The organism is Amycolatopsis sp. NPDC114504 (assembly GCF_055633595.1).
In genome coordinates this window covers 788,684-801,692 of record NZ_JBVKDU010000006.1, presented here as the reverse complement: position 1 = coordinate 801,692, position 13,009 = coordinate 788,684, and the positions used below count along the sequence as shown (strand labels likewise).

Genomic DNA, 13,009 nt, shown 5'->3' with positions numbered 1-13,009 from the left:
GCCGGGTGGGTTCGGGTCGCTGACCAGCGGGGATGGGTCAGCGGCCGAGCCGAGGCCGCCACGGACCCGGGCGGACGGGGGTTTGCGGGGTGAGTTGGGGTCGCTGGCCAGCGGGGGTGGGTCAGCGGCCGAGCCGCAGGCGAATCCGGGCCCGGGGGACGGGCCGGAGTCTGCGGCCCGCCAGGGCGCGCCAGCGGGCGAACGCCCGCCGGCCGGCCCCAGTCCGGCGCCCGAGCCGGCACGGTCGGGCGGCAGGAATGGCGTGGCGGATCAGAGGCTGCACGCGGGGGCGAAGTCGGTGGCGGTGCAGGGGCCGCCGACCTGCTGCGATGGCTTGTCGAGCGAGCGCCTGCCTACAGGGCCCGAGCCCGGAGCGCCCGGTGCCGGGAGTGGCCTGGCGGGCCGGGGAGCGCACGCTGGGTCGGAGCTGGTGGCGGAGCAGGGGCCGCCAACCGGCCGTGGCAACCCGGCAGCCGAGCGCCCGCCCATCGGGCCCGAGCCGGGCACGCCAGGCGCCGGGAGTGGCGTTGCGAGCCGAGGACCGCACCCCGAGCCGACAACGGACCCAAGCCCACCGACCACCCAAAACAACCCCCCACCCCCAGACTCCGAGCTGGTCACCGACCCAACCTCCCCCACCAGCCGCAGCAGGCTGGCCGGGGAGCGGCTGGTCCTGGCGGCCGGCGGCACCGTCCTACGGCCGCACCTCATCCACGGCCCCGGCGACCGCCACGTCGTGCCCGCGCTGGTCCGCTGGGTCCAGGCGGTCCCGGCCTGGGCCGAGGGCGGCACGGCCCGCACGTCGCTAGTCGCCGTGGCCGACCTGGCCGCCGCCATCACCGCACTGACCATGGATCCCAGCCTGACCCGGCCAAGCGAGGTCCTCCACGTCGCCGACCCCCTCCCGGTCACGATCCGCACCCTGGTCACCGCCGTGTGCGACCTGCTCGACCTCCCACCCCCCACCACCGACCTGCCCCTGACCGAACACCGCGACCGCACCCGAGCCGCCCTCCCGTGGCTCACCGACCACCAGTACTCCCTCCTCACACGGGATCATTGGTACGAGAGCACCCGCATCTGGGAACTAACCGGCGTCACACCGAGCTCCCGCCTGGCCGAGGCCACGGACTGGTACCGAGAGTCACTCCCGGAAAACTAACCGAGGATCGCAACTAGGGTCGTCGTACATCGGCGGACACCCATGCTCGACGGCCCGCAGTTCGAAGTGCCACGGTTCGTTGCGGTAGATCTGGCACAGCCCGTACCGAGCCCCGTGCGCGGACAGCCACGCCCGGGCCGCCGCGGGCCCGATGTCCACCGCGTCCCCCGAAACGTGCGCGGACGTGTCGGGCGTCGCCACCCACCTGGCCGCGGCCGCCGGCGACCCGTACTTCGCCACCGCCGCCGCGAGCAGGTTCGCCTGGTACTCGCGCGAACGCCGGCCACTGTTGACGACGAACGCGATCCCGGCGTCCATCGAGGCTCGGCGCAAGGCGTCGAGCAGCGCGGGGTCGAGGCCGGTCACGGCCGGGGTCTCGTCGAAAACCGTCACAGGAGACATACCCGCAGTCAAAGCGACGCCGTGTTGCCGGCCCGTATCCCGCTTTCGATATGCCGGCGATATCGATCAGCTCGTAGCATCGGAACCGTGCGTGTGCTGATCGTCGAGGACGAGCCCTACCTGGCGGAAGCCGTCCGCGACGGCCTGCGCCTGGAAGCGATCGCCGCCGACATCGCCGGCGACGGTGACACCGCCCTCGAACTGCTCGGCGTCAACGCCTACGACATCGCCGTCCTCGACCGCGACATCCCCGGCCCGTCCGGTGACGAGGTCGCGGAACGCATCGTCGCCGGAGGCAGCGGCATGCCGATCCTCATGCTCACCGCCGCCGACCGGATCGACGACAAGGCGTCCGGGTTCGGCCTCGGCGCCGACGACTACCTCACGAAGCCGTTCGAGCTGCGGGAACTCGTGCTCCGGCTCCGGGCGCTCGACCGGCGGCGCGCCCACAACCGGCCACCCGTCCGGGAGATCGCGGGCCTGCGCCTGGACCCGTTCCGCCGCGAGGTCCACCGCGACGGCCACTACGTCGCGCTCACCCGGAAGCAGTTCGCCGTGCTCGAAGTCCTCGTCGCGGCCGAAGGCGGTGTCGTCAGCGCCGAAGAGCTCCTCGAGCGGGCGTGGGACGAGAACGCCGACCCGTTCACCAACGCCGTGCGCATCACGGTTTCGGCCCTGCGCAAGCGACTCGGCGAGCCCTGGGTCATCGCCACCGTGGCCGGGGCCGGCTACCGCATCGACACCTGAGGAGACCGTGGACCGGAAGCCGGGGCTGAGCGTCCGCCTCAAACTCACCGTCAGCTACGCCGGCTTCCTCATGCTCGCCGGCGCCCTGCTGCTCCTGACCGTGTGGGCGTTCCTGCGCAGCCACCTGCCCGAAATCGCGGTCATGCCCGGCGGGGTGCTGAACCGCGCCACCCTGATGAGCACCTTCACGTCGGCCGCGGGCGTGGTCGTGGTGTTCCTGCTGGTGTTCGGTCTCCTGGGCGGGTGGATCCTCGCCGGCCGCATGCTCGCCCCGTTGACCCGCATCACCGACGCCACCCGCATGGCCACCGACGGATCGCTGTCCCACCGGATCCGGCTCGACGGCCGCAAGGACGAGTTCCGCGAGCTCGCCGACGCCTTCGACGCGATGCTCACCCGCCTCGAAGCGCACGTCGCCGAGCAGCAGCGGTTCGCCGCCAACGCTTCCCACGAACTGCGCACGCCGCTGGCGATCTCGCAGGCACTGCTCGAGGTGGCCCGCACGGATCCGGCGCAGCTCTCCGGTGAGCTCGTCGACCGCCTCCACGCCGTCAACACGCGGGCGATCGACCTCACCGAAGCCCTGCTCCTGCTCAGCCAGGCCGACCAGCGCTCCTTCACCCGGGAACGCGTCGACCTGTCCCTCGTCGCGGAAGAGGCCACGGAAACCCTGCTGCCCCTGGCGGAAAAGCGCGGCCTCGCCATCGAGACGTCCGGCGAAATCGCGCCCACGCACGGATCGCCGGCGCTTCTCCTACAGCTGACCACGAACCTCGTGCACAACGCGATCGTCCACAACCGGCCCGGCCGCGGCACGGTGTGGGTGACGACCGGCGTCGGGTCCAAGACGGTGGCGCTCACCGTCGAGAACACCGGCGAGCCGCTCACCCCGCAGCTGGTTTCCACGCTCGTCGAACCGTTCCGGCGCGGCACCGAACGCATCCGCGCCGACCACGCGGGGGTCGGCCTCGGCCTGGCGATCGTCAAGAGCATCACCCAGGCCCACGACGGGACCCTCACCCTGACTCCCCGCCCCGGCGGCGGCCTCCGCATCAGCGTGGAGCTGCCGCGCTGGTGGCTGCGCTGACCGCGGCTACCCGACGGGAAAGTCGAAGTAGGTGTCCGGGTAGGGCTCGTCCCGCAACGAGTAGTGCCACCACTCGGAGTCGTACGGAGCGAACCCGCACGTCTCCATCACGGACCGGAGGTGACGCCGGTTTCTCGCTTCGGCCGGCGTGACCGCCGTCGCGCCGTGGTGGGAGATCACATCCATCAGGTCGTGGTCACCGCCCATCGCGGCGAGCTCACCGGTGGCCAGGTGGTAGAGCGTCAGGTCGACGGTGCTGCCCCGGCTGTGCCCGGACTTCGCGGCCACATAACCCTTTTCGAACATCTCCGCCCGGTCGATGTTGGGGTAGTGCCGCGGCTTCGTCCGGCCGTCTTCGGGCCGCCGCGACCAGCGCAGGAAGCAGTCCACGGCGCGCTGCGGGCGGTAGCCGTCCCACAGGAGCAGGCCGAAGCCAAGGGAACCGGCTTTCTCTTGCGCTCTTTCCAGGGCCGTGCACAGGGCTCTCGTGCCGACGACCCGGTTCGCCAGGTAACCGTCCACGGGTTTGCCGGTGAAGTTGTCCCAGGTGGCGTACTTGGCGTCCCAGCGTATTCCGGGCGCGAACTCGTCCACGAAGACGAAGTCGTCCTTCACTGGAACTTCCCGGTCAAGGCCAGCGACACCAGCCGGTCGAGCACCTCGCCGAGCGGCAACCCGGCGGCCGCCATCATCCGCGGGTAGCGGCTGTACGAAGTCAGCCCGGGCAGGGTGTTGACCTCGTTGAGGACCACCGTCCCGTCCTCCTTCAGGAACATGTCCACCCGCGCGAGTCCCCGGCAGCCCAAGGCGCGGTAGACGGCCTTCGCCGTCTCCTGGACGAGCGCGCGCGACTCCGCCGAGATGTCCGCGGGAACGATGAACGTCGAGTTTTCGGAACCGCTTTCGGGATCGTTTTCCTGGTGGATCTTGAAGAAGCCGTGGGAAAGCGCGACGCGGTCCAGCTCGCCCGCGATCAGGTCCTGGTCGTTCCCCAGGATCGAACACCCGATCTCGCTGCCGGCGACCGCCGCCTCGATCAGCACCTTCGAGTCGTACCGCCGCGCGGTCTCGACCGCGCTCGGCAGGTCCTCCTCGCGGGATACCTTGCTGACGCCGAAAGACGACCCCGAACGGGCCGGCTTGACGAAGACGGGATAGGTGAGCCCGGCGGGATCGACGGTCTCGTCCGCCGTGACGCTCCGGAACTCCGGCGTCGCGATTCCCGCGTTTCCGGTGACGAGGTAGGTGAGCGACTTGTCCATGCACAGAGCGGAACTCGGGACGTCACAGCCGGCGTAGGGGACGCCGGCGAGTTCGGCTAAACCCTGCATCGCGCCGTCCTCGCCGAGCCTGCCGTGCAGGAGGGGCAGCACGACGTCCAGCCTGATCGTCTCGTACCGTCCCCGCTCGAGGACGAGCAGTCCGTGGACGCTCCGGTCTGGCGAGAGCACCACCGGACGGCCGTCTTCCCAGCCCTCGCCGGGGCCGTCGCACAGCCGCCACTCACCGGTCTTCGTGATCCCGATCCAGAACGGTTCGTACTTCTCGGTGTCGAGGTGTTTCGCGACCTCTCGCGCGGATTTGACGGAAACGGGATGTTCTTCGGTGGATCCTCCGAAGATGATTCCGACTTTAACCTTGTCCATGCTGTTTCCCGCTTTCGAAGGTCAGGCAGTTGACGAGACTGTTTTCGACGGTGTCGCTCAGTGCGTGGTCCGTGTAGTACGCGGTGTGCGGGCTGATCAGCACATTCGGCATTCTTTGCAGCTTCAGCAGTGCTTCGCTTCCGACGGGTCCGTTCCGGCGGTCGGCGTAGAAGATTCCTTCTTCGCCTTCGAGGACGTCCAGGGCCGCGCCGCCCAGCTTTCCGCTCTCCAGCGCGAGGATCAGCGCTTCGGTGTCGAGCAGGGACCCGCGTCCGGTGTTGATGACGACCGCGCCGCGCCGCATCTGCTCGATGCGCCGGCGGTCCAGGAGGTGGTGGGTACTGGCGTCGAGTGGCGTGTGCAGCGTGACCATGTCGCTCTGCATGAGCAGGTCGTCGAGCGGAACGTAGTCAGCGGAAGTCTGCGGACGGCTGTCGTAAGCGAGCGTCTGGCACCCGAAACCCCGCAGCCGGTCGATGACCGCGGCGCCGATGCGTCCCGTCCCGATCACCCCGATGGTCAGGTCGCGCAGTTCTTTCCCGCGTACTTCACCCAGCCGGTAATCGTGGACCTCCGCGCGGCCGAGGACGGATTTCGCGTTCCGCGCCGTCATCAGCATCAACATCAACGTGTAGTCGGCCACGCTGTCGGGGGAGTAGGCGACATTTCCCACGGAAATGCCGACGCGCCGCGCGTAGTCGACGTCGATGTGGTCGAACCCGGCGCTCCTCGTGGAGATGTACTCCACCCCGGCCCGGCTGAGCGCGAAGAGAGCGGAATCGGTGATCCGGGTCTTGTGCCCGACACTGACGCACCGGTTGCCGGCCGCCAGTTCGCTGGTGGCTTCGGACGCGGCGGCGTCGGTGATGGTCGGCACGACGCCGAAGCGAGGCGCCAGTTCCCGGAACAGGACGGCCTCGTCCGGCTCGCACCCGTAGATCGTGATTCCCGTCGCCGCCGCGGCCGGATGAGGCGCGGCCGCTGTCCGTGCTGGTCCGCCGTGGGTCATGCCGGCCAGTCAAACCGGCCTCGTGTTGCCGTCACGTATGCGGTTTTCGATAAGCCGGCGATATCATACCGACCGGTAATGTCAGTTCGTGCCCCGCTCGACGCTCGTTCCGGTGGTAGCAGGTAGCGAAGCCGCACGCCGGGCCGTCGCGCGGCGGAGCATGTGGGTCAGCCGGGAGCCCGGTGGGTTTCGGCCCCGCCCGGTGTGGGAATCGCGGCTCCGCATCCTGCGAAAGTTCCTGGACGGCCGCCCGGCCACGACGGCCCCATTGCACGAGGGGCCATCGGACATCCCGCACGCGACTATGTATCGCCACGTGGCAGCGCCCACGGAGGCGGACGTGCTCGAGGTGCTCGATGAGAAGCACTCCGGGGCACGGTCGAGAGCAGGTACCGCCTGTCCTGGAGCCAGGCTCACCCGGCAGACCTGGCGGCCATGGCGACCGAGGACCACCGCAAGACGTTCACGGCATTCATCGGAGATCCCTCGGTCGACTTCGACGAGTTGGAGCCGACCCGTGAGGCCGTCACGGCTCGGCTGGGTCAGGAGCCTGGCAGGGTCGCACGCGTCGGATGATCAGCCTGGTGACTATACCGGCGGAGTGTGTTCCTGGAGCCAACCGCAGAACCCCTTCGGGTGGCAGAAAAAAGCGCGTAACAGGAAGTTCCGGGCCGGCGACTGATCGGGCATGTGGGTCGACATTGTTTCCGGTCTGATCGTCGCGGCTCTGCTCGCGTTGTCGTCACTGGCTTGGCGCCACCGCGGCTTCCTCGGCTTGCTGCCGACGACTCTGTGGCCGTTCGGCACGGTGAGGGTGTCCGTGGCGGCGCTGTTGCGGATCAAGGATGACGACTGCTATGTGCTGTTCCATCAGCCGTACAGGCCGCAGACTTACGGCCCGCCCGGTGGCGTGTTCAAGCGCGCGCCCCATGCGCAGCAGGCGCTCGACCGGATCGACTTCATCGAGCAACGGGTTGCGGACCGGCAGACGACAATGGAGCGGGATCTTCGCGGCTACCTCAAGCCGATCCACGCGGTCGCGTTCATGCGGTGGTTCGCTACGGGCAAGGATCGCGAGACAGCGCCAGAATGCCTGCGTCGGGAGTTGCGTGAGGAGCTCGTCGAGATCGGCCACCCGGAGCTGGTGCCGCTGACCGATGCCCTGGAGTTCGAGCTCGTCCGACATGTTTTCGAACGCCCTCGGCGTGCGCCGGGCGAGCCCTACAAAAACATGCGTCACTTCGAGGTTTATGACCTTGTCGGAAACAGCCCCGAACCGATCACGCTGATCAGAAGATTGATCGAGCTCGGGCGTGACGATGCCGAGACGCAGGTGCTTGCCGTCGGAAGCAATGACGTGCGCAGCGGCAGGCAGAGACAGTACATCGTAGCCCCACATTCGGCCTTCCTGATCGGCCGGGCACGAAGCCGGGAAGACCAGCCCGCATTGCGGTGACGTGTGCATCAATGAACACCCGGGACCGGAGGGTTGTCGAAACGTGGCCGAGTACCTCGACGAGATCCGCGAGCGACTTGCCGCGATCGGTATCGAGCTCACCGTCGAGATCGTCGACGAGGCGGTGGCGCGCCTGAATTCTGCCTCGTTTGCGGGTCTCTTCGATCGCGCGACCGCGCCACGCGTGCTGGGCCGGGTGTGGAAGGCCCTGCTCGACGCGGGCGTCGAACCATGCGTGCGTGATCTGACGACTGTCCTCGGTGTGCACCATGCCGCGTCGATGGCGCCGCAGGAGGCGGCGGCATACCTGCCGTCGACGCTGAACTGGGCTGACACGTGGCTGGAAATCAACGTGCGACTGGCCGGTATGTGCTACGACCGCCACCGGGAGCTGCTGGCCAGAGGCGGCATGGACGTTCTGGCGCGAGCCTGCCTCGCCGAGTCGTTCTCCGGCTGGCAGATCGTCGAGCGCGCGCGGCTGACGGGGAGAAGGGCGATGATCTGGCGCGGCCAGCGAGCTGTTGCCAGTCTCGTACTCGCCCGCAAGAGTGCCCATCCGGGTCCTCTGCTGCGCGGGGCCGTCACGGACTTCGCGAAGGCCTACGCATCGGGCGACCATTCCACGCAGCACTTCTGTTACCGGCTGGAAGCTGTCAAACGCCTGTTGGAGCTGGGGGAGGATGTGCGCACCGACGCCGAGCGTGTCCTCGCGGAGGCGGCCGGCCATCAGGTGCAGGGACGCGAATGGCTCGCGTGCGTGGGCGACCTGCAGACCGCTTGGGCCCAGTTTCTGGCATACGGAGCGGGTCTGCGGGGCGTCGAGACCGGTGACGACGACTCGCAAGACACGGAGCCTGCGTTCGAGGCAGATTCGCTGCCCGACTGGGAAAATCCCGTTCTCGCGTTGTACACGGAAGCGGTCGGCAGCTACACCGAGGCGCTGCGGTATCGGGCTCGAGACTTGCTGATTGACGACTTCGTTAAAGCCAAACGTGGTATTGCCCGGCAACGTGTCGCGTGGCACTTGCGCTCGTTCGCACAGCCGACTGGAGACTGGTTGGACGAGGCCATCCTGGACTTGCGCTACTGCGGTGCCCCCGGGGCCAAGTTGCGGGGCAAGGCCCTGCCTGCGGCATTGTTGCAGCGCGCCCGGGAGCTTCAGCGCGAAAAGAGATTCGAAGAGGCGCTTCCGCTGGCCACCGAAGGTCACGAGTACTGCCGGGCGAATCCGGGAGAAGTGCCATCGCACACGCAGGACGCTCTCACCGCTCTGCACCACGTTCTCGGGCTGGCTGTCCTGCTCGGTCAGAAGTCTCAGGTCGACGCCAAACGGTTGCGCGTTCACCTGGACGGTGCCTTGTCGTTGCCGAGCGACGTCCGCGTGATGATGTGGCCACTGGCCGGGGCGGCCGTCCGCCTGGGGTACGCCGACGATCAGCCCATGACCGATCGCGAACGGATCGTGGCGGTGATCGGCCGGCTGCGTGCCGAGCTCGGTCGTGCCGGCCGTGATGACATCGACCGCTGGCTGTACGAACGCATCGGCCGGCTTTGTGCGCAGCTGGGCAGCTGGCCTGCCCAATCGTCGAACGGCGGTCTGCCGAACGTCGGCAACGAGAAACCGGACGACGCCGGCTCACCGGACGTAAAGCGACGGGACTGGATTTCTCAGGCTTACACCGCATTTCGCAACGCGATGCCGCCGCAGGGGGAACCTGAGCCCCGGCTGCAGTGGGGTCTCGGCTTGGCGGCACTTCACCACGGCAAAGCACGCCGTCATCAGGAGCAGCAGGAGGCGGATCTGCTCTTCGGCGAGGCTATCGACTGCCTGGAGCAACTTTGGGACCGGGAAGACGTGCTGAAGGCAGAGTCCGTCGCGGCGATTCTCGCGCTGGTGGCCAGGACTCCACTCGATTCCCTGCCCGAAACCACCATCGAGCGAGATGCTGACCCCGAGCCGCGGTACATGCTGCCGGTCATGGAAACGACCAGCTATCTCGGCGAGGCTCACCTGAGACGCCACGCCTTGTCCCGCGATCCTGGCCACTTGACCGCCGCGATCACCTGGCTTGAACGATCCGCTTCGGCGGGCAACGGTTCGATGGCCCTGTCCGGGCTGCTCGGCGACGCGCACTACCGCCTGGGCCGCGAGACCCGTTCCCCCGGCTCGTACCGCGCGGCGCTGTCGCACAAGGCGACCGCACGGGAGCGGGGCGCATCCGGACGTAGTGCGCGGGAGAACTGGAGCGTCAGCGCAGCCGCTCACCGGGAACTCTGGGAGATGGAGGGGGACCCCGACGATTTCGTGGCCGCCGTGGTGTTCGCCTGGCAGGCCGCACTGGCGGACGAGAAGTGGCCGTGGCCGCTGGTACAGCTGCTCGATCTCGCAGAGTCGGCAGGCCTTGCGGAGATCGCGGAGGTGACTGCGACCCGGCGCGATCTAGACCAGCAGCTCGTACGGCTGTTCCTGGTGGAAGAGCCCGTGGCTCTCCGCCAGGAGGTGGCGGCTCGTGCTGCCCGGAACGATCAATTCCGTCAGCACGTCCTGGGTGGCCGGTCGAAGGCGTTCGTGCTCAATGACCCGCACCGGCTGCTGTCCCAGGCGCTGGTCATCAAGCCGGGGCAACAAGAACAGGCCGCCGGTGAGGCGGAGCGAACGCTTTCGATGGGAAGGGTCCTCGAGACCGCCGGTGCGCCACCGTGGATGCAGGTGCCGGTCGTCGTCGGCTGGACTTCGGTGTCCGAAACTTGCACCGATGAAGGGGTAGTGGTCAACAGCGCCTACGTGACGCGACGTGCAGTGGGGAACAGCCTGGCAGAGCTGATCGCCGCCGGACGCCCTGCCTCGGTGGTCTCGCGAGCCGCTGAACGCACCCTTCGCTTCCTGGCGCGAATTCATTGCGCACTCGGTGGCGGTACCGACGATCGTGACAGCATCGCGCTCCTCCATGCCGGGGACACTCTGAAGCGATTTGCCGCGCGCGTCGGCGTGGCAAACCCAGTCGCTCTCGCCGCCGGGTGGGCCGGATACGCTCGGATCCTGTCCGTGTCGATGCCCGGCCGCGACAGTCACGCCGAGAACTGGCTGATCTTGCCGTCCAATGGGGTGGTGGCGCTGGACCTCGAGGAGCATCCGCAGCATCCCCTGCTCTACGAGGTGGTTCAACTGATCGAGGATCATGCGATGCTGCCGGTGTCGGACGAGGAATTCGATCACCGGATCCGGTTGTGCCGTGCCTACCTCGCCGAACTGGCGGCGGTCGGGGCCTCGTATCCGATCGACGAAGACGCCCTGAAGCGGATCTATCGGATATTTGCCTTCGCCCGCGCGGTCTTTCTCGTGGGCTATTTGCCGAAAAAGGTTACGAAGCACAAGGACGCAGAATTCGTACGCTTCGCACGAGTGCGGTACGAGCACGCGTTAAGGCTCCTCGGTTACCTCGCCGAGACGGAGACCGATCTGGCGCTTAGGGCAGTGTACACAACGTGGCCGCTGAACCGGCTGCCGCCAGAACTGTTCGTGCCGCCCGCGAACCTCGATGCGGATCGTGCGACGTAACAGGCTCCGACGAATCTGCGACTATAAGTGAAAGATGAATCGAGGATCACTTGAAGGGCTCAATCAGACACTGGAACACCCATTCGTTGGCCGATCGGGAACGTGATTCCCTCTGTCAATGGGCAACGACGACGGAAGCGGATCCTTATAAGGATCTGGGTACGCTGGCGCGCGAAGCGGCGGACATGTGGTACTCGCTGACCGCGGAAACGCGAGATCGCGTGGGAGAGTTGGCCGACGGAAAGGCGGATCGACCTGAACTATGCGTCACGAATCTGCCGGACGTTTCCGACCTGCCGCCCACTCCGGCAGTGACGGAGTCATGGCGACGGCTGACCCGAGATCGCGTCAGCGAATCGGTGACGATGGTGTTTACCGCGGCCCTCGGTTTTCCGATCTCGTACCTGGACCAGCGAGACGGAGCGGTGTTCCACGATGTCTATCCGACGCGGAGAAATGCCAACGCGGTCTCGAGCCAGAGTTCCGCGGTCGATCTTGGGATGCACACCGAGATGTTCTTTCATCCCCAGCCGCCTGAATTTCTCTTGCTCCACTGCCTGCGGTCGCCGTCCGACCGGCCGGCATCCACCAACATCGCCGGCCTCGCCGACATCGAAGCGCAGTTGAGCGGCGACGATCGCGCGATCCTTCGGGATCCTTTGTTTGCTCTCGACCTGGCCCGTCTCCACGGTGGTTACACCAACGCCGGACGGGCGATAACCGAAAGTGACCCTCGGCCGTGCGTTCCACTCATCACGGATTCGGTCATAGGGCCATGTCTCCGATTCGAGCCGGCCTTGCTGACACCGACCACCGCCGCCGCGGCACGGGCGATGCGGCGAGCAGAATGTGCGGCGGAAAAGGTCGCTGTGGCCGGGACCCTGGCTGAGGGTAGCCTCCTTATCGTCGACAACCGAAGAGCGGCTCATTCGAGATCTTCGTTCGTGGCCAAATTTGACGGCACCGACCGATGGCTGCGGAGGACGATGATCGGCAGGGGTGGCGATGTCCAAAATGGCCGGATCGTTCGTCATGACCTGGAGTTACTGGACGGCTGGAAAAACGACGGGGTTGCGGCGAAGACAGTTCCCTACGTCGGATGAGCTGACGATTGGATTCTAATGCGTTATTACTCGCCGCCGACTCTGTCGGCGCCAGGCCGTGACGACGCCGATGAGTTCGTGGGCGAAGTCAAGAAGACTCTGGTGTCAACCGGCATCCTGAGGATTTCTGGCTTTCCCGTAGATGTGTCGGCCTACGTCGCCTTCCTCGAAAAGCTCGGCGAACCGCTCCGATACTACGGAAACACAGCGGGAATCCATCCCGGAAATCCGGCCGTCTGGCGGGTCCGCTACGAACCCGCGGCCGCCGCGATCGGTGAAGCGCATGCTGTCGACGGGCCACTCGATCCGCACTCGTCCCAGTCGTTGCGATGGCCCAGGCCGCCGTTCTTCAGTATGCTCATGGTCGACCGGGGCTGGCAGAATCGCTCGCCGGGCGAGAACGGAGAATCCCTGCTCGTCCAGTGGCAGGAGGTCGTCAGTCTGATGAGGTCCGATGCGTCCGGCGCCGCTGAGGTCGTCCGGTTGTTCTCTGATGTTCCCTTCCCCGACGGCATCGAGCGAGCCGTCGCTTACGAACTTGCGACCGCGCAGGATCCGGATGACATTGGCATCCGCCTCAAGGGCGACCTGGTGGACTTCCTGGTTTCAGCTGCCCCGCAGCACCCTGGCACGCGAGCGGTTCAGCGGCTAGCGGTGGTGGCTAAGGAAGTCGCGAGGCGAGTTCCCCTGGCTTCCGGTGACCTTCTTCTGGTGGATAACGACCGCTGGGGTCACGGCAGGGAGTCGATACTGGGATCCCGGACAGGTGCTCTAGGCGAACGCCTCTGCAATCCTCGCGAACTCTGGAGTGCCACCATCGGTTGAAGCAAATCACACA

11 protein-coding genes are annotated in these 13,009 nt (G+C 67.1%); 7 read left to right on the top strand and 4 right to left on the bottom strand.

The genetic code is table 11. The features are described 5' to 3' along the window. Positions 1 to 736 precede the first annotated feature (736 nt). Positions 737 to 1,162 (top strand): hypothetical protein, encoded by a 426-nt coding sequence (locus ACZ7PG_RS45545; protein WP_470245707.1) that lies wholly within the window; start codon positions 737 to 739, stop codon positions 1,160 to 1,162. On the opposite strand, the gene ACZ7PG_RS45540 is transcribed toward ACZ7PG_RS45545, so the two are convergent. Beyond that, positions 1,145 to 1,564: a M15 family metallopeptidase gene (locus tag ACZ7PG_RS45540; RefSeq protein WP_470245438.1), complete on the bottom strand. Its 420-nt coding sequence runs from the start codon at positions 1,562 to 1,564 to the stop codon at positions 1,145 to 1,147. The two genes, ACZ7PG_RS45545 and ACZ7PG_RS45540, sit on opposite strands and share 18 nt — an antisense overlap. A gap of 87 nt (positions 1,565 to 1,651) precedes the next feature. Between ACZ7PG_RS45540 and ACZ7PG_RS45535 the strand changes: the two genes are divergently transcribed. Then, on the top strand, positions 1,652 to 2,311 hold the full coding sequence (locus ACZ7PG_RS45535; RefSeq protein ID WP_470245437.1) for a response regulator transcription factor: 660 nt from the start codon (positions 1,652 to 1,654) through the stop codon (positions 2,309 to 2,311). Between the two features lie 7 nt (positions 2,312 to 2,318). Next, positions 2,319 to 3,398: a sensor histidine kinase gene (locus ACZ7PG_RS45530; protein WP_470245436.1), complete on the top strand. Its 1,080-nt coding sequence runs from the start codon at positions 2,319 to 2,321 to the stop codon at positions 3,396 to 3,398. Between the two features lie 6 nt (positions 3,399 to 3,404). On the opposite strand, the gene vanX is transcribed toward ACZ7PG_RS45530, so the two are convergent. Genes vanX through ACZ7PG_RS45515 form a run of 3 tightly spaced genes read right to left on the bottom strand, consistent with a single transcriptional unit; the run spans position 3,405 to position 6,053 of the window. Next, complete coding sequence (gene vanX / locus ACZ7PG_RS45525) at positions 3,405 to 4,013, bottom strand: D-Ala-D-Ala dipeptidase VanX (protein ID WP_470245435.1); 609 nt, start codon at positions 4,011 to 4,013, stop codon at positions 3,405 to 3,407. Continuing rightward, positions 4,010 to 5,044: a D-alanine--(R)-lactate ligase gene (gene vanA / locus ACZ7PG_RS45520; protein ID WP_470245434.1), complete on the bottom strand. Its 1,035-nt coding sequence runs from the start codon at positions 5,042 to 5,044 to the stop codon at positions 4,010 to 4,012. The genes vanX and vanA overlap by 4 nt, the downstream gene beginning before the upstream one ends. Further along, the gene (locus ACZ7PG_RS45515; protein WP_470245433.1) at positions 5,031 to 6,053 is read right to left on the bottom strand and encodes a D-isomer specific 2-hydroxyacid dehydrogenase family protein; all 1,023 of its coding nucleotides are present in this window, start codon (positions 6,051 to 6,053) and stop codon (positions 5,031 to 5,033) included. Before ACZ7PG_RS45515 ends, vanA begins: the two co-directional genes overlap by 14 nt. Positions 6,054 to 6,741: 688 nt before the next feature. Between ACZ7PG_RS45515 and ACZ7PG_RS45510 the strand changes: the two genes are divergently transcribed. The 4 genes from ACZ7PG_RS45510 (at position 6,742) to ACZ7PG_RS45495 (ending at position 12,996) form a co-directional block, all read left to right on the top strand. Then, entirely contained in the window at positions 6,742 to 7,509 is a 768-nt protein-coding gene (locus ACZ7PG_RS45510; protein WP_470245432.1) for an SMODS-associated NUDIX domain-containing protein, read from the top strand. Between the two features lie 43 nt (positions 7,510 to 7,552). Then, positions 7,553 to 11,068: a hypothetical protein gene (locus ACZ7PG_RS45505; RefSeq protein ID WP_470245431.1), complete on the top strand. Its 3,516-nt coding sequence runs from the start codon at positions 7,553 to 7,555 to the stop codon at positions 11,066 to 11,068. 86 nt (positions 11,069 to 11,154) lie between these two features. Then, positions 11,155 to 12,171 (top strand): TauD/TfdA family dioxygenase, encoded by a 1,017-nt coding sequence (locus ACZ7PG_RS45500; protein ID WP_470245430.1) that lies wholly within the window; start codon positions 11,155 to 11,157, stop codon positions 12,169 to 12,171. A gap of 78 nt (positions 12,172 to 12,249) precedes the next feature. Further along, a complete protein-coding gene (locus tag ACZ7PG_RS45495) occupies positions 12,250 to 12,996 on the top strand; it encodes a Fe(II)-2OG oxygenase family protein (protein WP_470245429.1) in 747 nt (248 codons plus the stop codon). Positions 12,997 to 13,009: the final 13 nt, after the last annotated feature.

Coding starts and splice junctions, on each gene's coding strand:
- ACZ7PG_RS45540 (WP_470245438.1), bottom strand. CDS start 1,564: ATGTCTCCTGTGACGGTTTTCGACGAGACCCCGGCCGTGACCGGCCTC.
- vanA (WP_470245434.1), bottom strand. CDS start 5,044: ATGGACAAGGTTAAAGTCGGAATCATCTTCGGAGGATCCACCGAAGAA.
- ACZ7PG_RS45515 (WP_470245433.1), bottom strand. CDS start 6,053: ATGACCCACGGCGGACCAGCACGGACAGCGGCCGCGCCTCATCCGGCC.
- ACZ7PG_RS45510 (WP_470245432.1), top strand. CDS start 6,742: ATGTGGGTCGACATTGTTTCCGGTCTGATCGTCGCGGCTCTGCTCGCG.